The 21,387-nt window shown below is 29.0% G+C and carries 18 protein-coding genes and 1 riboswitch; of the genes, 11 read left to right on the top strand and 7 right to left on the bottom strand.

Annotated features, from left to right (window positions below; translation table 11 throughout):
- The first annotated feature begins 141 nt into the window (after window positions 1–141).
- Window positions 142–1,365 carry an IS701 family transposase gene (locus tag CC89_RS10870; protein WP_035288835.1) on the top strand — a complete coding sequence of 408 codons (1,224 nt, stop codon included), beginning with the start codon at window positions 142–144 and terminating at the stop codon, window positions 1,363–1,365.
- Window positions 1,366–1,927: 562 nt separating this feature from the next.
- On the opposite strand, the gene truA is transcribed toward CC89_RS10870, so the two are convergent.
- A complete protein-coding gene (gene truA, locus CC89_RS10865) occupies window positions 1,928–2,665 on the bottom strand; it encodes a tRNA pseudouridine(38-40) synthase TruA (RefSeq protein WP_035292090.1) in 738 nt (245 codons plus the stop codon).
- Between the two features lie 657 nt (window positions 2,666–3,322).
- On the opposite strand from truA, the gene CC89_RS10860 reads away from it, so the two are divergent.
- Window positions 3,323–4,357, top strand: a complete 1,035-nt coding sequence (locus CC89_RS10860; protein WP_035292088.1) for a nucleoid-associated protein — start codon at window positions 3,323–3,325, stop codon at window positions 4,355–4,357.
- A gap of 86 nt (window positions 4,358–4,443) precedes the next feature.
- Here the strand turns inward: CC89_RS10860 and fba are convergent, their stop codons facing one another.
- The 3 genes from fba to CC89_RS10845 all read right to left on the bottom strand — a co-directional run bounded on the left by fba (window position 4,444) and on the right by CC89_RS10845 (window position 6,809).
- Window positions 4,444–5,391 (bottom strand): class II fructose-1,6-bisphosphate aldolase, encoded by a 948-nt coding sequence (fba, locus tag CC89_RS10855; RefSeq protein ID WP_035292086.1) that lies wholly within the window; start codon window positions 5,389–5,391, stop codon window positions 4,444–4,446.
- Window positions 5,392–5,739: 348 nt separating this feature from the next.
- Window positions 5,740–6,120 (bottom strand): DUF4363 family protein, encoded by a 381-nt coding sequence (locus CC89_RS10850; protein ID WP_035292084.1) that lies wholly within the window; start codon window positions 6,118–6,120, stop codon window positions 5,740–5,742.
- Window positions 6,117–6,809, bottom strand: a complete 693-nt coding sequence (locus CC89_RS10845; RefSeq protein WP_035292081.1) for a YetF domain-containing protein — start codon at window positions 6,807–6,809, stop codon at window positions 6,117–6,119. Before CC89_RS10845 ends, CC89_RS10850 begins: the two co-directional genes overlap by 4 nt.
- Window positions 6,810–6,933: 124 nt before the next feature.
- On the opposite strand from CC89_RS10845, the gene CC89_RS10840 reads away from it, so the two are divergent.
- From CC89_RS10840 to sdaAA, 3 genes are all read left to right on the top strand, one after another.
- Window positions 6,934–8,592, top strand: a complete 1,659-nt coding sequence (locus tag CC89_RS10840) for a nucleoside kinase (protein WP_035292078.1) — start codon at window positions 6,934–6,936, stop codon at window positions 8,590–8,592.
- A gap of 172 nt (window positions 8,593–8,764) precedes the next feature.
- Window positions 8,765–9,448, top strand: coding sequence for an L-serine ammonia-lyase, iron-sulfur-dependent subunit beta (sdaAB, locus tag CC89_RS10835; RefSeq protein WP_035292076.1), 684 nt, complete (start codon window positions 8,765–8,767; stop codon window positions 9,446–9,448).
- A 1-nt stretch (window position 9,449) separates the two neighbouring features.
- Window positions 9,450–10,328: an L-serine ammonia-lyase, iron-sulfur-dependent, subunit alpha gene (gene sdaAA, locus CC89_RS10830; protein ID WP_035292074.1), complete on the top strand. Its 879-nt coding sequence runs from the start codon at window positions 9,450–9,452 to the stop codon at window positions 10,326–10,328.
- Window positions 10,329–11,006: 678 nt separating this feature from the next.
- Here the strand turns inward: sdaAA and CC89_RS20535 are convergent.
- A complete protein-coding gene (locus CC89_RS20535; protein ID WP_185750742.1) occupies window positions 11,007–11,165 on the bottom strand; it encodes a hypothetical protein in 159 nt (52 codons plus the stop codon).
- 853 nt (window positions 11,166–12,018) lie between these two features.
- On the opposite strand from CC89_RS20535, the gene cax reads away from it, so the two are divergent.
- Entirely contained in the window at window positions 12,019–13,083 is a 1,065-nt protein-coding gene (gene cax / locus CC89_RS10825; RefSeq protein WP_286161341.1) for a calcium/proton exchanger, read from the top strand.
- Between the two features lie 60 nt (window positions 13,084–13,143).
- Entirely contained in the window at window positions 13,144–13,473 is a 330-nt protein-coding gene (locus CC89_RS10820) for a hypothetical protein (protein ID WP_035292070.1), read from the top strand.
- A 37-nt stretch (window positions 13,474–13,510) separates the two neighbouring features.
- Here the strand turns inward: CC89_RS10820 and pssA are convergent, their stop codons facing one another.
- Entirely contained in the window at window positions 13,511–14,023 is a 513-nt protein-coding gene (gene pssA / locus CC89_RS10815) for a CDP-diacylglycerol--serine O-phosphatidyltransferase (protein ID WP_035292068.1), read from the bottom strand.
- 195 nt (window positions 14,024–14,218) lie between these two features.
- On the opposite strand from pssA, the gene CC89_RS10810 reads away from it, so the two are divergent.
- From CC89_RS10810 to CC89_RS20530, 3 genes are all read left to right on the top strand, one after another.
- Window positions 14,219–14,647 (top strand): CBS domain-containing protein, encoded by a 429-nt coding sequence (locus CC89_RS10810; RefSeq protein ID WP_035292066.1) that lies wholly within the window; start codon window positions 14,219–14,221, stop codon window positions 14,645–14,647.
- A gap of 141 nt (window positions 14,648–14,788) precedes the next feature.
- Entirely contained in the window at window positions 14,789–15,673 is an 885-nt protein-coding gene (locus tag CC89_RS10805; RefSeq protein ID WP_035292064.1) for a YegS/Rv2252/BmrU family lipid kinase, read from the top strand.
- Window positions 15,674–16,162: 489 nt separating this feature from the next.
- On the top strand, window positions 16,163–16,453 hold the full coding sequence (locus tag CC89_RS20530) for a hypothetical protein (RefSeq protein WP_185750741.1): 291 nt from the start codon (window positions 16,163–16,165) through the stop codon (window positions 16,451–16,453).
- Here CC89_RS20530 and CC89_RS10795 read toward each other — a convergent pair.
- Entirely contained in the window at window positions 16,450–18,489 is a 2,040-nt protein-coding gene (locus CC89_RS10795) for a YgiQ family radical SAM protein (RefSeq protein ID WP_035292062.1), read from the bottom strand. The two genes, CC89_RS20530 and CC89_RS10795, sit on opposite strands and share 4 nt — an antisense overlap.
- A 266-nt stretch (window positions 18,490–18,755) precedes the next feature.
- Window positions 18,756–18,929: riboswitch (M-box (ykoK) riboswitch) on the top strand.
- Window positions 18,930–19,192: 263 nt separating this feature from the next.
- On the opposite strand from CC89_RS10795, the gene CC89_RS10790 reads away from it, so the two are divergent.
- Entirely contained in the window at window positions 19,193–20,455 is a 1,263-nt protein-coding gene (locus CC89_RS10790) for a magnesium transporter (RefSeq protein WP_035292060.1), read from the top strand.
- Window positions 20,456–21,387: the final 932 nt, after the last annotated feature.

The raw sequence follows: 21,387 nt of genomic DNA, 5'->3' as shown, positions 1-21,387 counted from the left end.
CACCTCAATATTAATTTATAACTTAACTTCTGCAAAATAAAAAGTTGAATTGGTACTATTACCAAAAAATAAATATGGCACACTGACTTTTTCCGTGTAAAATATAAGTTACAACACAAATATTACCCGGAGGTGGTCAGTATGCCAAATAAATTTAATAATATTATATCCATTAATGATGAACTTTACAATTACTTAAATGATGTAAATTATGGAATGAGTAAACCGCAATTTCATCATATAACCACTATTATTAATGGATTAATAAATTTAGATGGCACAAAGTCTTTACTTAAAATCTCAGAACATATACTAACTGCTAAAAGTAGTAGCTCAATATATAGATTTTTGAGTCACTCCAAGTGGGACGATAGTCTCATTGATAGAAATCGCATTAACTATTTAAATTTACATTTCAATAAACTCATAAAATCAAAATCCGTAGGATTCTTAGTGATAGATGATACCGTGAATCCTAAAATACAAGCAAAGAAAATGCAAGGATTAAGCTATAATCACTGCCATACAGAAGGTAAAACTCTTTGGTCTCACTGTGTAGTTACTTCTAATTTTGTTGCAGGGAATATGTCTATCCCTTTAACCTACAAGCCTTATTTAAGTGAAGAAAACTGCAAAAAACACAATAAAACTTTTATGGGAAAGTCGGATATAGCTTTAAATTTTATTAGTTCTTTTGAAAAACCTACTAACTGCGATAAAGTATATTGTCTTGTTGACAGTTGGTATACTAGCGAAAAGTTAATAAACGGTTGTATGCTAAAAGGTTTTAACCTTATTGGTGCTTTAAAATCTAACAGAAAAATTTCTCCATTAGGAATCACAATGCAAATTAAGGAATTCGCTAAATATATAAATCCAGCTACCTTAGATGTAGTTACCATCGAAGGTACTGAGTATAGAATATATAGATACGAAGGTAAAGTTTCAAAGTTTGAAAATGCAACAGCCTTAATTTGCTATGAAGTTGATGGAGATGGCTTCAAAGATCCTGTATACCTAATGTCTACGGATGTAGAACTTAACAACGAGGCTATAATAAAATACTATCTAAAAAGATGGAGTATTGAAACTAACTACAAATATCTTAAAACACACTTAGGATTTGATGAATATAAAGTTCAAGGTATACTCTCTATCGAGAGATACTTTCTGCTTACATTTTTAGCAATCAATTTCCTAGAGATTTATAGGTTATATCATCTTAAGGAGCTTAAAACAATTGGAGATACCATAAAATCCATCAAAAGCCTAGCGGCTAAAGAACTAGTATATTTTGTTTATGAGCAAGCTAAAAAAGATGTACCTATAGAAAAAGTACTTACCGAGCTAAAGTTAGCCTGTTAGAAAAATTTGTTAGTTATTTATAGGATAACTATAAGTATTACCAATGTAATAATATTCATATATATAAATATTTATCCATAAATGGATTTTTAGCTTTTAAAATTAAAGAAGTTAAGTTTATAACTTATTTTATGATTAACCCACAATAAGGTAGAATGTAATGGAATTATGAAATTTCTCCTCCATGACTTGCATAAGATCTAGGAACAATAAATTTAATTTAAGAAATTCTAATCTTTTAGCCATATAAAATTATCTAACGCTCACATTCAGGGTCCTGCCTCAGGTTCGGTAGCCTGGCGTCCTTGCCAGGCTTACGATAATTTTATCTGTCTAAAAGAAGAATTTCTAAAATTAAATTTAAATAGTTCCTTCGCTTCTTATGCAAGTCATTCCAGAGAAATTTCATAATTCAAGCAATGTAATACTTATTGTGGGATAATCATTTTATACTAATTATATCATGAATGTAATACAATATACATATTTATACAAATATTATCTCTTTGTTATTAAAACTAAAAGTAGAATTTTCTTATGGCATTTATATTGTAATTCTTATTTAATAAATTACCCTAGTTAAAAAAAGTCCATGAGCTGGGGCTGTAGGACCAGACTCGCTGCGGTCCTTTAGGGATAATAAATTAGGTATGGAATTAGGGGATATGTTTCCAAGACCTATTTCTATAAGTGTGCCAGATAATATTCTAACCATTTTGTATAGAAAGCCATTTCCATGAAAAATCATATCTATATTTCCATCTACCTCCATTATGTCAATGGAATAAATCTTTCTAACAGTAGATTTCTTTTTAGATTTTAGTGCTGTAAAAGATTTGAAATCATGCTCACCTATTAAAAAAGAAGCTCCTTCTCTCATTTTATTAATGTTTAATTTAGTAGGAATATGATAAGAATACTTTCTTGTAAATACATCATGAAATACATTATTGCATATTTTATATGTATATATTTTTGCCTTTGCATTATACCTAGAATGAAAGTTTTCATCTACTTCTTCCACTTTTTTTATTACTATGTCCTTTGGCATATATGTATTGCAATAGTGAAAAATATCTTCTGTGGAGGCGGTGCAATTTGTTTTAAAGTTTGCTATGGCATTTTCTGCATGCACTCCTGCATCGGTTCTCCCTGAGCATATAAGTTCTACTTTTTCTTTAGTAAATAAATTTAGAATGCTTTCCATCTTTTGTTGTATGGTATTGGAGGTACTTCCAAGTCTCTGCCAACCTTGATATTTAGTTCCATCATATTGAATGGTTAATTTTATGTTTCTCATAATGTTGCTCCTTTTTATTTTTACATGTTAAATACATAAATTAATTATCATGATTAACCCACAATAAGGTACAATGTAATGGAATTATGAAATTTCTCCTCCATGACTCGCATAAGAGCTTGGAACAATAAATTTAATTTAAGAAATTCTAATCTTTTAGCCATATAAAATTATCTAACGCTCACATTCAGCGTCCTGCCTCAGGTTCGCTAGCCTGGCGTCCTTTTAAGGGTTACGATAATTTTATCTGTCTAAAAGAAGAATTTCTAAAATTAAATTTAAATAGTTCCTTCGCTTCTTATGCAACTCATTCCAGAGAAATTTCATAATTCAAGCAATGTAATACTTATTGTGGGATAATCATTATCATGCGTTTACATGTATACTGAATATAAATAGTGTAATTTACATTATTTCATATAATTTTAGATTAAACAACTCAATTTGTAAACATACTAATGTTATGATATTATTTTTTTAGAGCAAGTGTACTTATGTATAAGTTTTTACATAAAGTATACTTTTTATTATTATAGCCATAAATGAGAAAAAATACCGTATAAATCATAACTACTAAAATTGTAAATAAAAATTAGAAGTTATGCTACAGTTTTTTATTTGTATTAATGTGAAGTTTAGTGAAAAAGGGTGGTAAATATGGAATACGTAAATGATATAGCTATAAATGAAGGCATAATACATGTATTGGATAATAATGGACATGAGCCATTATTAAATGAACGTGTGTTAACTATAAATGATGAAATATATGAATTTCTATTAAAGCATGTTCAAAAGGTATTTAAGGATGAAGAGTTAAAATATGCTTCTTTTAAACAAAATAGAAATGTTATAAAAGATTTGTCCCAGGAATATTTAAAAGGAGAGAATAGTCTTTTAGAGGTTTCAAAGGAATTAGCTAATCAAATGTTTTCTCTTATGAAATCTAATGGAAATATACCTTCTTGTGATCTTATTGTAGTGAGTATATCCACAGAATATGGACCTATGCTAGGTATTCTTAAAATGGACTATATAAAAAATTATTCCCATAAGGTAGAGTTTAAGGATGGAAAATTTGATATAGATATAGTAGCTCAGCTTACAGGACTTCCAACCAGTGGTCAAAAAATTCAAAAGGCTGCTTTTATAAAATTATTGAATGAGGATAATGAAGTAGATTTAATGGTTTTGGATAAACAGAAAAAGACCAAGGATAAAGAAGAGTATGGCTCTAATTACTTTATAAATAATTATTTAGGCTGCTTTATAATAAATAATGAAAGGGATATGACAAAAAATTTTTTAAATGCTGCGGAAAAATGGACTAGAAATAATTTAAGTGAAAATGCAGATGTAGCTGAAAAAGTGAGAACTACTATTAAAAAAAGGGTAAAAAACGGAGATGTGGTAGATGTAAATGCCATAAGTGATGAATTATTTCTAGAGCCAGAAGTTAGAGATAACTTTAGAGGTTTTGTTAAAGAATCTGGAGTAGAAGATGAAATAAAAGTTGATAAAGAATGGGTTGAGAAAAAGTTAAAAAGGGTTAGACTTAAAATAGATAAAGATATAGATTTATATATTGACGAGGAAACCTATGGAGATAATAGTAGATTTGAAATCCAAAGGAATGGAGATGGAACTATAAACATGGTAATAAAATTTGTTAAGAATTATATTGAAAAATAAGCAAAATAATAATTCCCAATCCCTAGTCCCTAATCCTCAAATGAGTATGGGGATTAGAGATTGGTGACTGGAAATTAATAGAGAAATTAGTTATTTGAGTTTTCAGAACCTAATATATTGTCTATTTTACCTTCAACTAATTTTTGTATTGCATCTCTAGCAGGCCCTAAGTATTTTCTTGGGTCAAATTCCTTTGGATTTTCACCAAATACTTTTCTTATAGAACCAGTCATAGCTAATCTTAAATCAGTATCCATGTTTATTTTGCATACAGACATTGAAGAAGCTTTTCTTAACATTTCAGCTGGAACACCTTTGGCACCAGCTATGTTTCCGCCATAATTGTTGCACATTTCAACATACATAGGATCTACAGCAGAAGCTCCGTGAAGAACTATTGGATAGTTTTTGAATCCATTAGCGTCTAACTTATCAGTGATTTGTTGAAGAATGTCAAATCTTAGTTTAGCCTCTCCTTTAAATTTATAAGCACCGTGGCTTGTTCCTATAGCTATAGCTAAAGAATCAACACCAGTTCTTTTAACAAATTCTAAAGCTTCATCTGGATCAGTGTATATAGCTTCATGTTCAGCAACTTTAACGTCGTCTTCTACTCCGGCAAGTCTTCCAAGTTCAGCTTCAACTACAACTCCTCTTTCGTGAGCGTATTCTACTATTTCTTTTGTTCTTTTTATGTTTTCTTCAAAATCATAGTGAGAACCATCAAACATAACAGAAGTGAATCCAGCATCTATAACTTCTTTTACTGTTTCAAAATCTGGACCATGATCTAAGTGAAGAGCTACATCTATACCAGTTTCTTCTATAGCAGCGTCAACCATTTTTTTCAAATAGCTAGCTCCAGCGTATTTTAGAGCGCCCTTTGATACTTGAAGTATAACTGCAGAATTTCTAGCTTTACAACCTCTTACTACACCTTGAATTATTTCTAAGTTGTTAATGTTGAAAGCTCCTATTGCGTATTTGCCTTCAAAAGCTTTTTGGAACATTTTTTTAGTAGTTACTAATGCCATTTATATACCACCTTTCAAATATGTTTAGGACATACTGTGTCCCACTGGGACAACTAGTTACACTTAATATTATAAAACATTAAAAAAATATTTTCTATACTTATTATAATTTATTTTATAAACTTAATAAAGTAATGCCATTAAGGCTATTATAAAGTACTGTTTGCATAATCAACAAAGGTTTTATTATGGATACTTTACATAAGTATTAAATATAGCATATTATGCTCACGTTGAATATAATTAATATACAATAAATACAATAATATTATACACTATTTTTCTATAAAAACCAAATATAGTGTATGCTAATTATAAATATATGTTAAGATATATTATGTGTGCATGTTAAAATATATTTTGTATATTAATTTTTTCAGAGTCTATTATGTTTTTTAAATAAGTTTTTACTACATGAATTTTTGCTAAGGATTCAGATTTATCCTTACATTGAACATATTGAGTTAATTGGAGTAGTTCATTGTTTATAGCATCTATTTTTTCATGATGTACAAATACTGTTAATTTATCATATTCTTTTTCCCAAGCATTTAATAGTTTTACTGAATCGTTATATCCATGCTCCCAAGCTTCCTCCTCTACAATTTGTTCTAGTTTGGCATTCTTTTGAAGAAGATTATTGCATACAGAGGTCATGTAGCGGGTGGAAAATGCAATGCCAAATATCATTAATATAAATATTATAAAGGAGATTACTATATTTTTCATGATTTATCACTCCTCTGATTATCTCTAAGTTGATAATAAAAATTGCTGCCGGAATCTAATATACCTATAAATACTTCACTTGCAGAATTTATATTATTTTTATGCAGTTGATTATTTAACCAATTCATATTTTTATTTGTTTTACTTAAATTTTCTTCATTGATTTTTCCATCTAATATTAAGGTAATTGGAAGTTTTTCTTGAGGAACATTTATACCTAAATCTTGTCTTTTAACTGGAGTCAATTGAGAGTTAGGTATTATTGAAAGCTGTCCGCTAGTTTCTAAAATAGCATATTCAATATCTTGTATATCAAAATAGCCATTTAATCTAAGCTCTTCCATTAAGTCGTTAACATTAATTCTTTGATGTCTAAGTTCTTGTATATTTATTTTTCCATCTTGTATAAGTATGCTTGGTTTACCGCAAATTAGTTTTTGAACTTTTTCACTTTTTAACTGAACTACGGAAATAATTATTTGCAGTATGAGCAATGTTAGAACGGGTATTATACCATTAATTAAAGGCATCCTGCTATCCTGCATGGGCATAGAGGCCAGCTCGGATATCATGATGGCTATAACTAATTCAAAGGGCTGAAGTTCGCCTATTTGCCTTTTACCCATTAATCTTAGAGCTAAAATAGATATAAAATATAGAATAGTAGTTCTAAAAATTAAAACAAACATAAATATTACCTCCCATGTAGTTATAGTTTTTATCTAAAGTAACAAAAATATAACACATAAAAAGCTACTTTTAATAAACTTTAAAGTATAATATTATTAACACTAAATTTTAGGAGATGATTTTTTGAATAAATTAGAATTAACTTTGAAAAGCGGTGAAAGTTTAAAAGTAAATGAAGGCACTAGTTTTTATGAATTTATGAAAGAGAATAATATCCCTATTAAATTTCCATTTATTTTAGCTAAAATAGATGAAGACATATTTGAATTAAATTCTCCTATTGAAAAAGAAGGTAAATTTGAATTAATGGATATCTCCACAGATATGGGTATGTCAGTATATATAAGAAGTCTTCAATTTGTTTTAATAAAAGCTGTATATGATATTTTCCCAGAAGCTTCTGTAACCATAGAGCACTCTTTAGGCAAGGGCATATTTGGAGAAGTGCATAAAGAGGAAAAACTAAATGAAGGTGATATTTTAAGAATTAAAAATAGAATGCAAGAAATAATAAATGCAGACATACACATAGAAAAAGTAAGCATAAATAAGGGAAAAGCTATAGAAATATTTAAAAAGTATTCTATGTACGATAAGGTTAGATTATTGAACCATTTGAATAAAGATACTGTAAGTCTTTATAGGATGGATGGTAGATACGATTATTTTTACGGCCCTATGGCATACTCTACAGGAATACTTAAGCTGTTTGATTTGATTTATTACAATACAGGAGTTATTTTAAGATTTCCAACGCAAGATGATATAAATGTTATACCAACCTATGAAGGATATAGTAAGCTAGCAAAAATATTTTATGAAACAGAACAATGGGGAAAAATACTTCATGTAGGAGATGTAGGAGCGTTAAATGACAAGGTGGAAAATGGAGATATTATAAATATGGTCAGGGTAGCTGAGGCACTACATGAAAAAAAGATAGCTATTATTGCTGATAAAATTCATGAGAGAGAGAAAGTTAAAATCGTATTAATTGCAGGACCATCTTCTTCAGGAAAAACTACTTTTTCAAGAAGACTTGGAATTCAACTTAGAGTCAATGGATTAATGCCTATACCAATATCATTGGATGATTATTTTGTAGACAGAGATGACACACCAAAAGATGAAAATGGAGAATACGATTTTGAATCTATAGAAGCACTGGATTTAAAACTATTTAATGAACATTTAAATAGACTTTTAAAAGGTGAGGAAGTAAAAATACCTACTTTTAATTTTAAAGTAGGGAAAAGAGAATGGCTAGGTAATACATTGAAAGTTCCAAACAATGGCATATTAGTGGTAGAGGGAATCCATGGTTTAAATGAAATGCTTACATCAACTATACCAAAAGAAAATAAATTTAAAATATATATAAGTGCTCTTACACAGTTAAATATAGATAATCACAATAGGATAGCTACTACTGATGTGAGGAAAATAAGAAGAATGGTTAGAGATTATTTATCAAGAGGATATGCAGCAGAAGAAACTTTGGCCATGTGGCCATCCATAAAACGTGGAGAAGAAAAAAATATATTTGTATTTCAAGAGGAAGCAGATATTATGTTTAATTCTACATTGGTTTATGAATTATGTATATTAAAAAAATATGCACTAGAGCAGTTAAGTTGTGTAAAACCAAATAGCCCTGTTTATTATGAGGCATTAAGATTGAAAAGTTTCTTAAAGTTTTTCAAAGATTTAGATGGTAAATATGTTCCAGATAATTCTATATTAAGAGAATTTATTGGCGGAAGTTGTTTTTATGAATATTAATTTCTACAGATAATAAAATATTATTAAAAAATAGTGACAAATTCTAAATTTAATTTATAATTAAATTAGCATATATTAAAGGAATTTTGAAATAAATACTGCATAATACAAAATAACATGACAAAAGAATACCATAATTTTAAAATATTTATCACTAAAAAGGAGAATACAAATGAAAAACTTTAGTGTATTTGATATTGTGGGGCCAATAATGATAGGACCAAGCAGTTCACATACTGCAGGAGCTGCTAGGTTAGCAAAAATTGCAGGAGTTATAGCGGGGCAAAAAATAGTAAAAGTAAAATTTTTGTTGCATGGTTCATTTGCTAAAACATATAAGGGGCATGGAACAGATAGAGCACTAGTTGCAGGTATATTGGGAATGGAACCTTGGGATGAAAGACTCAGAAACTCATTTGAAATTGCTAAAGAGCATGGGTTAGAAATAGAATTCGAAGAAGCAGATTTAGGAGATGTACATCCAAATACAGTTAAATTTGTTATAACTAAAGAAGATGGTGAAATAGTAGAAGTTACAGGTTCTTCTGTGGGTGGAGGAAATATATTAGTTTCTAATATTCAGGGAAGAGAAGTTCAATTTAGAGGAGATTATCCTACAGTAATAATTGAACAGGAGGACTCTCCAGGAATAATTTCAAAAATAACTAGCTTAACTTATGAGGAAAATATAAACATTGCATTTATGAGAGTATATAGGCAAAGTAAGGGATCTAAAGCTACCATGACTTTTGAAACAGACAGTCTTGTTCCTGAAAGGGTAATACGTAAAATAGAATCAGTTCCAGGCGTAGTAAGCGTAAAAGTTATAAATCCTGTAATGGAAGGAGAAGAATAAGATGTTTGTAGATACAGGGAGAGAACTTGCAAGTATATGCAATAAAGAAAATATTACTATATGGGAATATACTTTAAGAGAAGAAAGTAGAGAAACTGGTTTAAGTAAAGAAAAAATATTCAGTAGAATGCTTAAAAATCTTCATGTAATGCAGGAAGCTTCAAAAGAAGCTTTAGAGAGAGAAGTAATATCTATAAGTGGTCTTATAGGAGGAGATGCAAAGAGACTTAAAGAGTACTCTGAGAGTGGAAATACCTTAACTGGAGAATTTATGGTTAGAGCCATGGCTAGGGCTATATCTTGTTCGGAAGTAAATGCAGCTATGGGTAAAATAGTAGCATCACCTACTGCAGGTTCCTGTGGTATACTTCCGTCAGTTATAATATCTGCAGGAGAAAAGTTAAATAAATCAGATGAGGATTTAGTAAAAGCTTTATTAACTGCATCTGGTGTAGGGATAATAATAGCAAAGAATGCTACATTATCTGGAGCAGAAGGTGGTTGTCAAGCTGAATGTGGCTCAGCAGCTGCTATGGCAGCAGCTGCTGTAGTTGAAATGATGGGTGGAACTCCAGACATGGCTTTAGACGCTGGTTCCATAGTTATTAAGAATATATTAGGTTTAGTATGCGATCCTATAGCAGGTCTTGTGGAAGTACCTTGTGCTAAGAGAAATGCATCAGGAGCAGTAAGCGCCCTTACCACTGCAGATTTAGTAATGGCAGGGGTAAAGAGTAAAATACCTTTTGATGATTCAGTTTTAGCAATGTATAGAGTAGGTAAGCAGCTTCCATGTGAATTAAGAGAAACAGCTCTTGGAGGCCTTGCAATTACTCCAACAGGCTTAAAACTTAAAGAACAAGTCTTAGGAAAACAATAAGCATAAATTGTGAAGCAAGTGTCATAAGAAAAATCTGTCTTTAAGTCCACAATAAATATATTTTTTAAGACTGTTCGCAATACGCCAAGAAATTCTAATGTTTTCAAATTTCAATCTCCTAAAGCTTTCAAACTCGCTTCTAACGGCGCTCAAACATGAAAGCTTCTTAACGGGTATTGAAATTTGAAAACAAAGAATTTCTAAGGCTAGCTCAATAGTCTAAAAAAATATATTTATTGTTACCTTAAAGACAGATTTTTCGGTTCATACGTACATTACTTATGGGGGAGATAGCCTACTGAAGGATGATTTTCCTCCACTATGTTACGGAAAATCTTTAATTAAATAAATGAGATAGCAAAAAGCTATAATTATTTCATTAAATGGAATAGTTATAGCTTTTCTTTTAGGGCTTTAAAAATCTTTTATTGGCGACAGCCAGCCTAAATACATAGGCATGATTAGGATTTATACAAACCAATGCTTTACGTCAAAACATATTAAATTTTATTTACTGTTTTATTTTTATAATTAATTATTTACGTATACATAACTTTAACTGTGGAATGTATTTAAAAATTAAATTATTAAAAAATAAAACCTTGAGACATATAATATCCGAAGGTTTTTAATATTAGTTTTTATTTTATAATATAAGAAGATTACGGATTAAGAGATTTATTTTTCGTAAATTCTGTTACCATTCTTATCATGAATTTTTCCAGTAAAACTATATCCCATGGCTTCCCAAAAAGGAATACCATTATCAGCATTAGCCGTTAAGTAGATGTTGTTTGTGCCATTTATGGCAATTATTTTCTCGATAAAATTGCACATAGGATTATCTGGGGTATTAATGAAAAACCAATTATATCATCATTTTTATAGCATAGGTACAGCCATTATTTATATTTATGTGTTTCTTCACCTATGATATCTATAATTTTAGGAATTATATGTTTAGGAATGTTATCCTCTGCTTACTTGAACATATTTCATCAAAATAGTCAGTAAATAATGTTAAAAATTTTTTATAATGATTGATGTTTTCCTTGTCGTATAAGATAAATGTTATTTTTAAATTATAACATATTATTTGCAAATAATGACAATTATGATAGAAATAATTATAGTTTTATTGCTTACTATATACTTAAAGTTGCATATATTTACTTACTAGCCTTTAAGAAAAGTGCAAAATTATATATTACAATTAATCAAAATATTATTAGTGACTGAGAATTGTGGCTTAAACGAATGGCTCCGCCTAAAAAATATTATGAGCTCTTTCTATTTATAAATTAAAGATTTTCCATAGCGAAGCGGAGGAAAATTATCCTTTAGTCAGCTGTGTTCCTCCTCTGATAGCCTATGCATGAACTGAAAAATCTGTCTTTAAGGTAACAATAAATATATTTTCTAAGACTATTGAGCTAGTCTTAGAAATTCTTTGTTTTCAAATTTTAATGCCCGTTAAGAAGCTTTCATGTTTGAGCGCCGCCAGAAGCGAGTTTGAAAGCTTTAGGGTATTGAAATTTGAAAACATTAGAATTTCTTGGCGTATTGCGAGTAGTCTAAGAAAATATATTTATTGTGGACTTAAAGACAGATTTTTTTATTGCACTTGCTTCACAATATTCTTATGTTCTGAATAGATTAGTAGGGAGAAATTTAGTGAGGATTGATGAGTATGGGCAAAAATACTAAGATAATTATGGGAATATTTTCAGTGGTGCTTTTAATATTATTGAATACTCAATATTATATTATAAATATAATTAGTAGCTGTATACTGGTTATTATTTTAGCTGTATTATTAGGAAATGTAACTTCTAATATGTCTGTGTATTTGGGAGAAAAAAAAGGAGGGATGTTAGCAGCTACTATAGGCAATATACCAGAATTGATGATGGGAATTTGGTCTATTAAATATGGAATGATTCCCATGGCTAAAGCTGCTTTATTGGGGTCCATAATAAGTAATATGCTTTTAGGATTAGGAATAGGAGTTATATTTGGAGGTTTGAAGTATAAAGAACAAAAATTTAATAAGATAATAGCTAGAACAAATTTTAATATGCTGATTTTGGCTATGTCAGCTATTATAGTTATAAGTTCTTTAAATAGATATACATTATATCCTTTAGGGAAAGATGTATTAAAATCTATAAGTGTAAAGGTGTCTTTGGTTTTGATAATTGTATATTTATTGGGATTAATATTTTCTTTTTATACCCATAAAAATTTGTTTTTAGTAAGTGGAAGGGAAATGGATGAAGGCAAAGTAAAGGATAAAGTAAAGGTAGTTTTGACTTTTACAAAATTAATTGTAATAGCTGTAATACTATATTTTATAAGCGAAAAATTAATGTTTAATGTAAAGACTTTAGTACAAACTAAAAGAGTTTCACAAGAATTTTTGGGTATAATACTTATACCTTTGCTTGGTAATATCGGAGAAAATGTCACCACAGTTATGTGTGCTTTAGATAATAAGATAAATATGAGTATAGAAACAGCTATAGGTTCTAGTATACAAATATCCTTATTTGTTACCCCTTTATTAACTATTTTATCTTGTTTTTTATTAGAGCCTATGACTCTTGTGTTTTCTTCCTTTGAAATAATAATCAGTGTTCTTGCAATAGGTATGTCATTTCTAGTATTCCAAGATGGAAAAAGCTACTGGTTTGAAGGAGCTATTTTGGTCTCCATATATATAATCATTACATTGGCATATTATTATATAAGATAGTAATAATATATAATGTTGGTATATATAATTTTATATAACAAGAGTTATAAAGGTGATTAGGTGAGCAATAGAAGAATAATAAATAATTATTTTATAGATGTGAATAACCTAGCAGATTTATTAGTTAAATTAGTGAATTCTTATAGACTCTTAGTAGGTGGGGCAGATGAATTAAATAAAATAGCATTAGCTAGTAAAACTGATGTAAGAAGAGCTATAAAAAGAGCAGATAAATTAGGTGACATAATAGATGAGCTAGTAAAAACTTTAGAGGAGACGGGAGAAAACTACTCAGAATATTGTAAACTAAAGTCAGATATTATAAAGGATAAATTACAATATGATTATATACTTACAGAAATTGATGAGGAACTTAAACTTAGTGAATAAAAAAGTATGAGAAAAAACTCATACTTTTTTATTCTTATTATACTTTTTTGAATTTTAAACGACTTATCATTAAATAAGATAAAGTTATCAATAAGATAATCGAAATCATTGCATTGGAATTACGGTTGATTGTTGCTAAAGAATATAAAGCTACAAACATACCAGCTATGGTTATAGGTATTCCTAAAAATACATTATCAAAATAAGTAGAATTATATCTAGCTAACCTGTAAGCGCCTGCTACAGGAAATAATAAAGCTAATGCATAGCCGATAACTCCAAAGGTTACAAAGTTATTCATTTTAAACATAAGCAATGATGGAGCTACACCAAAAGAAACTAGGTCTGCCAAAGAATCTAATTCTTTCCCCAAATCACTAGACACTTGCAAAAATCTTGCTATTCTTCCATCGTATCTATCCATAAGTCCAGCTAATAAAACAAATATACATGCTAATTGAAGATTTCCCTCAAAAGTCATGATTATTGAAAGTATTCCACAAACTAAATTGCCAAAAGTAAATAAGTTTGGTATAGCATTTTTAGCCATTATAGCAATCACTCCTAAAATTTTACACATGGTAAAAACTATTTAGATTAATTTTACCTTATTTTACTGAATAGTTTAAGCTTTTTTAATAAAATTAACACAAAATTTATAATTACTTTTTTTGTAAGCATAAAAAGTAATTAATAGCGCAAAATAATATTCGAACTATATTTTAATTTATGGAGGTGCTTCAATATGAAAATAAGAGAGATAATGACTAGAGAAGTGGCTACTGTTAATTATGAAGACACTGTAGAAAGAGCAGCTCAATTAATGCAAAAGTATAATGTAGGTTCAATTCCAGTATGCCAAGGAGAAAAGGTTATAGGAATAGTGACAGATAGAGATATAACCTTAAGATCCGTGGCAAAAGGACAAAATGTTATGAGGCAATATGTTAGGGATATAATGTCATCTAATCCTGTGACTGTATCAGCAGATGGTGACGTACATGAAGCCTCTAGAATAATGAGTGAAAGACAAATAAGAAGATTGCCTGTGGTGGAAAATGAAAATTTAGTTGGTATGGTTTCTATAGGTGATTTAGCAGTGGAACCTAAACTTTCTGATAATGCAGGAGCTGCTTTAAGTAACATTTCTGAACCATCTACTCCACAGATTTAATAAATAAAATTTATGTAAGTATAAATAAAATCCATAAGATTATTTACTCTTATGGATTTTTTTTGATAAATGATATATTATTAAAAGGTAAATAGTCTATAATTATAATTAAGAAAATAGATTTGCTAGGAGAGAAGAAGAATGGGAAAGGTAAGATTTATTTATAATCCATATTCAGGAGAAAATTCTATAATATCAGATATAGATAATGTTATAAGGATACATCAAAAATATGGCTATAGTGTAGTACCCTATAGAATAAGCTTTGAATATAGTGTAGAGGAAGCTTTTAATGATTTAGATGATGATTATGACTATGTATTAGTAGCTGGAGGGGATGGCACAGTTGATAATGTTGTAAATACTATGAAGGATAAAGGAATAGATTTACCTATTGCGATACTTCCAGTGGGGACAGCTAATGACTTTGCAAAATTAATAGGAATGCCTCAAAATCTAGAAGAAGCTTGTGAGCAAATATTAAATAGTAAAGTTAAAACTGTTGATTTAGGAAAAATAAATAATAAATACTTTATAAATGTAGCTAGTACGGGTCTTTTTACAGATATTTCTCAAAAAACAGACACAAATTTAAAAAATGCTATAGGTAAGTTAGCTTACTATGTTAAAGGAATAGAACAGCTTCCAAGGTTTAGAAAGTTAAGTATAAATGTAAAATCAGAAGAAGTTAATTATGATGGCGATATGTTTCTTATGTTGGTTTTTAATGGACGAACCGCTGGCAATTTGAATTTAGCTTATAAGGCAGAAATAGATGATGGACTTTTAGATGTAATAATTATAAAAGCGTGTGCTATAAAAGATATGCTGCCTTTGTTTATAAAAATAGTAAAGGGCGAGCATTTAGAAAATGTTAATGGACTAATTTATTTTAAAACAGATAATTTATATATAGAATGTCACGAAGATATTGTTACAGACATAGATGGAGAGAGGGGACCTGATTTTCCACTTAACATAAAATGTATAAGAGGCGGACTTAAGATATTAGGTATACAACAGTAACTATAAGTTATTTTTAAGGATGCATACTTGTAAGTATTACAGTTATATTGATGAATACAGCAATAGTAATAAAATTTTATTTAGTTTAATATATATTAAGTATATTAATTTATTTTGGAGTATAAATTGAAGTATATATATTTGACTTTATTATTGTTTATGTTTTATATAAGCTATAGGGGATTCTTAATATGCAAAAAAGCACCTTTTAAAATAAAAATATTAACCTATATAGCTGTATTATGTATCATTATTAGAAATATAGCTCTTATTATAATGTTTATAACTGAGAATTTGACATATTTATACTTTTTAAAACCTCTTATATATTTAAACTTTATATCTATGCCTATAATAGTATGTATAATCCTGTGTATATTGGCTAGAAGTAGCAAAATAAATTTTTCATACTTATTTATAGTATTTTTTGCATCAGTGGCAATATATATTTTATTTATTTTAAAGGGACAGATATATATTATACTCAATATGGATTTCGGTTATATGGTAAATATGATTAATGCTGAACAAATTAAAAATATTGCATTAGCTTTTTATACTTTATGCTGCATGTGGTTTATAGTACTGATTAAAGAGAAAAACTCAAATAAATTACTTATAGTATTTTCAGCAATAGCGTGTGTAGTATCTATTGCAGAAATATTATTAAATATAATAAGCATGGAATTTATTCCTAATCTATTAATAAGTAATTGTTTATGGTTGATTTTATTGGATTATATATTATATAAGATAAAAAGAGAAAGACACATTAATTAGTGCCTTTCTCTTTTATTCATTCTAGTATTTTTACTTTTGGTAATAGTATTTTTATTTTTAGTGCTTTTATTTTTAGTAATAGTATTTTTATTTTTAGTGCTTTTATTTTTAGTATTAGCATTTTTATTTTTAACATCAGTATTTTTAGATTTAGTATTTTTGCTATGGGTACTATTGAAATCATCAGTGCCCTTTACAGACTTTGCTTTACCATGGGAACTTCTATTTTTTCTTATAAGCCTAGGAGGAATTAAGCAATCTTTGCCAAAGCCTATTAAGTCCTCTCTACTAGCTTTTATAAGTGCTTCTTTAACTAAATTATAATTTTCCTCTTTGGAAAATTGAAGTAATGCCCTTTGCATATTTTTTTCATGCTGGCCCTTAGGAACATATACTTTTTCATTAGTTAGAGGATTCATACCCGTATAGTACATAGTTGTTGAAAGGCTACCTGGAGTGGGATAAAAATCCTGCACTTGCTCTGGGGTATATCCCATTTTTTTAATGTATATAGCCAGTTCTATGGCAGCAGTTAAATCACTCCCAGGATGACTGGACATTAAGTATGGAACTAGGTATTGTTTTTTATCAAGTTTTTTATTTATAAGGAAATATTTATCCACAAACTTTTCATATACTTCTCTAGTGGGTTTTCCCATTTGTTTTAATACCTTTGGAGAAATATGTTCAGGGGCTACTTTCAATTGACCACTTATGTGATATTTGCATAAGTCCTCAAAAAACGCTGTATTTTTATCGTGAATTAAATAATCATATCTTATACCTGAACGTATAAAAACTTTTTTAACTCCTGGTATCTCTCTTATTTTTCTAAGCATATTTAAATATTCTGTGTGGTCTATTATAAGATTCTTGCAAGGCGTAGGGAAAAGACAAAGTTTATTTTTACAAGTGCCTAGTGTCTCCTGTTTTTTACAAGCCCTGTGTCTAAAATTAGCAGTAGGACCTCCTACGTCATGTATATATCCTTTAAAATCATCTAATTTAGTTAAAATTTTAGCTTCCTTCAAAATAGATTCTTGACTTCTATTTTGAATTACTCTTCCCTGATGAAAGGTCAAAGCACAAAAAGAACAAGAACCAAAACATCCTCTATGGCTGGTCAAGGAAAATTTCACTTCATTAATAGCTGGAATGCCACCGTCTTTTTCATATATAGGATGATAGTTTCTAGCGTAAGGCAAATTGTATACTATATCCATTTCCTCTATGCTTAAGGGACATTGAGGAGAGTTTTGTATTATAAATCTATCGCCATGTTTTTGAACTAAAGTTTTCCCATTTATAGCATCTTGTTCAAAGTATTGAAGCTTAAAAGCTTCTGCATAGGCCTTTTTATTTTCTGAAACCTCTTCAAAGGATGGTATTTTTAGAAAGTCTTTAATTTCATCTATGTTATTAGTGCTATAAACAGTTCCTTTTATATTATTCATACTTTCTATTTTCATTCCATACTTAAAAAGATTTGCTATTTCCACTACGGTTTTTTCACCCATGCCGTATATTAATAGATCAGCTTTGGAGTCTAATAAAATGCTTCTTCTTACTTTATCAGACCAGTAATCATAGTGAGCAAATCTTCGCAAGCTAGCTTCTATACCACCTAGTATTATAGGTATATCTTTGTAGGCCTCCTTAAGTTTATTTGAATACACTATAACAGCTCTATCTGGCCTATAGCCGCTTTTCCCTCCTGGAGAGTATAAATCATCGTGTCTTTTCTTTTTAGCGGCCGTATAGTGGTTTACCATGGAGTCAATGTTTCCTGAATTTACAAGAAAGGCATATTTAGGTTTCCCTAGAATTTTGAAAGCATTAGCATCTTTCCAATCAGGTTGAGATATTATGCCAACATTAAAACCTTCATGTTCTAAAACTCTCCCTATTATAGCTGTCCCAAAAGAAGGGTGATCTACATAGGCATCACCAGTAACTATTATAAAATCTAATTGTTCTATTCCTCTATCTAAAAGATCTTTTTTGTAAATGGGTAAAAATTTATTATTTATAGTCATATATTGCTGTTTCCTCCAATTTACTAAATTCATATAATAATTTATAGATGTGCAATTTCATTTCATATGATGTTCTCATTAATAGTTATCAACTATTAATATTAACACAATTAATATATAATATTAAATAGAAATTTATAAAATAAATTTTTTATGTAAAAGTATACACAGCTTAAATGCATGAGAAATTTTATTGCATTTTAGAAGTTTTATAATATAATAATATTACAGAGATAATTTTAAATAAAGTTTAAATAAAGTTTAAATAGTAAATTTGTTAGGTGAGGCTCCTATATAGATATACGCTACTGCCCGGAAACATCGAGAGATGCCAATGGGTCAACAGATACTACCGAAAATAAGGTTTTATCTAATGTAGCTGAATTTAGTTATAAATTCAAAGCTATATAGTGCTAAAGCTCGTACGAATTATTTAATTTGCATGAGAAGAAGGGCCTAATAGTAGCTCTTTTTTTATTTTGGAAAATAATTAATAAGGTGGTGAAATTTCATGGAGGGTGATCCTCAATTACCGGCGATTAATAATAATGATTCAAAAAATCGAATAATAAAGAGAAGTATTTGTGATGATTAGTTATAGGTGTTTTTCCATGTTAAAATGCGTTTTAATAGGGAAAAGCATCTATAAACTAGTCTTATATATATGTTCATAAATACTTCTCGAGTACAAGGAGGGGTCTTTATGAAGAAAATATGCAGTTTTTATCTAAATAATATATTAAACAAGAAGATTTATGATGAATTTGACGAATGTGTAGGAATATTAAAAGACATTTATGTAACTACAGAAAAAGGATACCCTAGAGTTATAGGTTATAAAGTTAAGGTTAACAGAGAGGTATTTAATTATGAATTTAGAAATATAGAGTTTTTTGAGGAGACTGGAAAGATAACTATAAAAGTGAGAGGAGTAAGGGATATAATACCTAGGAAATATTCTTACTTGCTTTCAAAACATCTTTTAAATAGAAAGATTGTAGATATAAACGGCAAAAAAGTTATAAAAGTAGATGATTTAACATTAATTCAAAATGTATCAGAAATAAAAATAGTGGCAGTAATATCAGGAACATTGGCATCTGCAAGAAGAATAGGTATTGAAAAGTTTGTGGCAACAGTATATAAGGTTCTTCATAGAAAGCTTAAAGATAGTATGGTAATGTGGGAGAGTGTTGAGTCAATAGAAATGGTAGACAAAAATTTAAAAATATCAGTACCCTATGAAAAGTTATCAAAGCTTCATCCAGCAGATATAGCTGACATATTAGAGGAACTGGATACTGATGATAGAAAAAGAGTTTTTGAAAGTTTAGAAAAGGACTTAGCAGCAGATACATTGGAAGAAGTAGAACATGATGTGCAGCAGGATATATTAAAGAATGTAAATAGTTTTAAAATTAGAGAAGTTTTAGATAATATGCCTAATGATGAAATAGCAGATATGCTAGAGGATATGGAAGAAGAGGAAAGAGAGAAAATTCTTTTAAATTTAGATAAAGAAGATGAAAATGAAGTAAGAAACTTAATGCAGTATGAAGAAGAGGCTATTGGAAGTATAATGAATAAAGATTTTATAACTTTAAATGTGAATATAACTGCTGAGGAAACTATAGAAATTTTAAGAGAAACTAAACCAGATGAGGAGTCTATTTATAATATATATATCATTGATGAAAAAGAAAAGCTCCAAGGCATTGTTTCTCTAGTGGATTTAGTAACTAATTCTCCAGAAAGCAAGCTTGAAGATATAATGTATTCCGATATAGTTTCTATAAAAGATGATGATAGTATAGAAAAAGCAGTGGAATATGCTTTAAAATATGATTTATTATCTATACCAGTAGTAGACAAAGATGAAAAGCTATGTGGCATAGTTATAATAAATGATATCTTAGATGAAGTTGTTCCTTTAAAAGTAAAAAGAAAATTTAAAAAAGCAGTATAAGAATATATTGTGAAGCAAGTGCCATAAGAAAAATCTGTCTTTAAGTCCACAATAAATATATTTTATTAGACTGTTCGCAATACGCCAAGGAATTCTAATGTTTTCAAATTCCAATACCCTAAAGCTTTCAAACTCGCTTCTGACGGCGCTCAAACAATGAAAGCTTCTTAACGGGTATTGAAATTTGAAAACAAAGAATTTCTAAGGCTAGCTCAATAGTCTAAGAAAATATATTTATTGTTACCTTAAAGACAGATTTTTCAGTTCATGCGTACATTGCTTCTAGGGGAGATGGCCTACTAAAGGATGATTTTCCTCCGCTACGCTATAGAAAATCTTTAATTTGTAAATAAATGAGAAAGCGCTCATAATATTTTTTTGGGCGGAGCCTTTCGTTTACTCCCTAGTCATCAAATGTTTTTTAGTACTAGGTTATAGTTTCTAGATGTTAGAATTTGTTATTATAATACATATTTATGTTTTTTAACCTATATGACGATCATTCATTATAAATCAACAGGCTCACGCCAAAAAAACTTTTAAGTGTTAAACTTCTGACTAATAAATAATTGCTTGTCAAAATAAAGCACTAAATAAAGCCTAATATATTTTGCCGTGAGACATTAATTTATATCTCACATTTCGCAGGTTAAAATTACCTATTAAATAATTTCTAAAAATATATCTCTAAACTAAGATTATTTGATATTATTAAATTTACAAAACTTAGTTTAGAGGAATCAAGATGAATATTAAAAATATTTAGATTTTAACGGTAATGAAAATTATGCGTTAGTTATAAAATCAAATAAAATAATTTATTGGTATTTTATACATGCGAAATATAAGTTATATAAATCCTAATCATGCCTACGTATTTAAGGTGGCTAGCGCCAATAAAAGATTTTTAAAGCGCTAAAGAGAAAAGTTAA

The organism is Clostridium sp. KNHs214 (genome assembly GCF_000744935.1).
Taxonomy (GTDB): domain Bacteria; phylum Bacillota; class Clostridia; order Clostridiales; family Clostridiaceae; genus Haloimpatiens.
Note: the sequence above shows the minus strand (reverse complement) of the source record. Positions and strands in the feature narration are given on the sequence as shown.

Bases quoted from the DNA above. Each gene is read 5' to 3' on its own strand.
- CC89_RS10870 (WP_035288835.1), top strand. From the start codon at position 142: ATGCCAAATAAATTTAATAATATTATATCCATTAATGATGAACTTTAC.
- truA (WP_035292090.1), bottom strand. From the start codon at position 2,665: ATGAGAAACATAAAATTAACCATTCAATATGATGGAACTAAATATCAA.
- CC89_RS10860 (WP_035292088.1), top strand. From the start codon at position 3,323: ATGGAATACGTAAATGATATAGCTATAAATGAAGGCATAATACATGTA.
- fba (WP_035292086.1), bottom strand. From the start codon at position 5,391: ATGGCATTAGTAACTACTAAAAAAATGTTCCAAAAAGCTTTTGAAGGC.
- CC89_RS10850 (WP_035292084.1), bottom strand. From the start codon at position 6,120: ATGAAAAATATAGTAATCTCCTTTATAATATTTATATTAATGATATTT.
- CC89_RS10845 (WP_035292081.1), bottom strand. From the start codon at position 6,809: ATGTTTGTTTTAATTTTTAGAACTACTATTCTATATTTTATATCTATT.
- sdaAB (WP_035292076.1), top strand. From the start codon at position 8,765: ATGAAAAACTTTAGTGTATTTGATATTGTGGGGCCAATAATGATAGGA.
- sdaAA (WP_035292074.1), top strand. From the start codon at position 9,450: ATGTTTGTAGATACAGGGAGAGAACTTGCAAGTATATGCAATAAAGAA.
- CC89_RS20535 (WP_185750742.1), bottom strand. From the start codon at position 11,165: ATGTGCAATTTTATCGAGAAAATAATTGCCATAAATGGCACAAACAAC.
- cax (WP_286161341.1), top strand. From the start codon at position 12,019: ATGGGCAAAAATACTAAGATAATTATGGGAATATTTTCAGTGGTGCTT.
- pssA (WP_035292068.1), bottom strand. From the start codon at position 14,023: ATGGCTAAAAATGCTATACCAAACTTATTTACTTTTGGCAATTTAGTT.
- CC89_RS10810 (WP_035292066.1), top strand. From the start codon at position 14,219: ATGAAAATAAGAGAGATAATGACTAGAGAAGTGGCTACTGTTAATTAT.
- CC89_RS10805 (WP_035292064.1), top strand. From the start codon at position 14,789: ATGGGAAAGGTAAGATTTATTTATAATCCATATTCAGGAGAAAATTCT.
- CC89_RS20530 (WP_185750741.1), top strand. From the start codon at position 16,163: ATGGATTTCGGTTATATGGTAAATATGATTAATGCTGAACAAATTAAA.
- CC89_RS10795 (WP_035292062.1), bottom strand. From the start codon at position 18,489: ATGACTATAAATAATAAATTTTTACCCATTTACAAAAAAGATCTTTTA.
- CC89_RS10790 (WP_035292060.1), top strand. From the start codon at position 19,193: ATGAAGAAAATATGCAGTTTTTATCTAAATAATATATTAAACAAGAAG.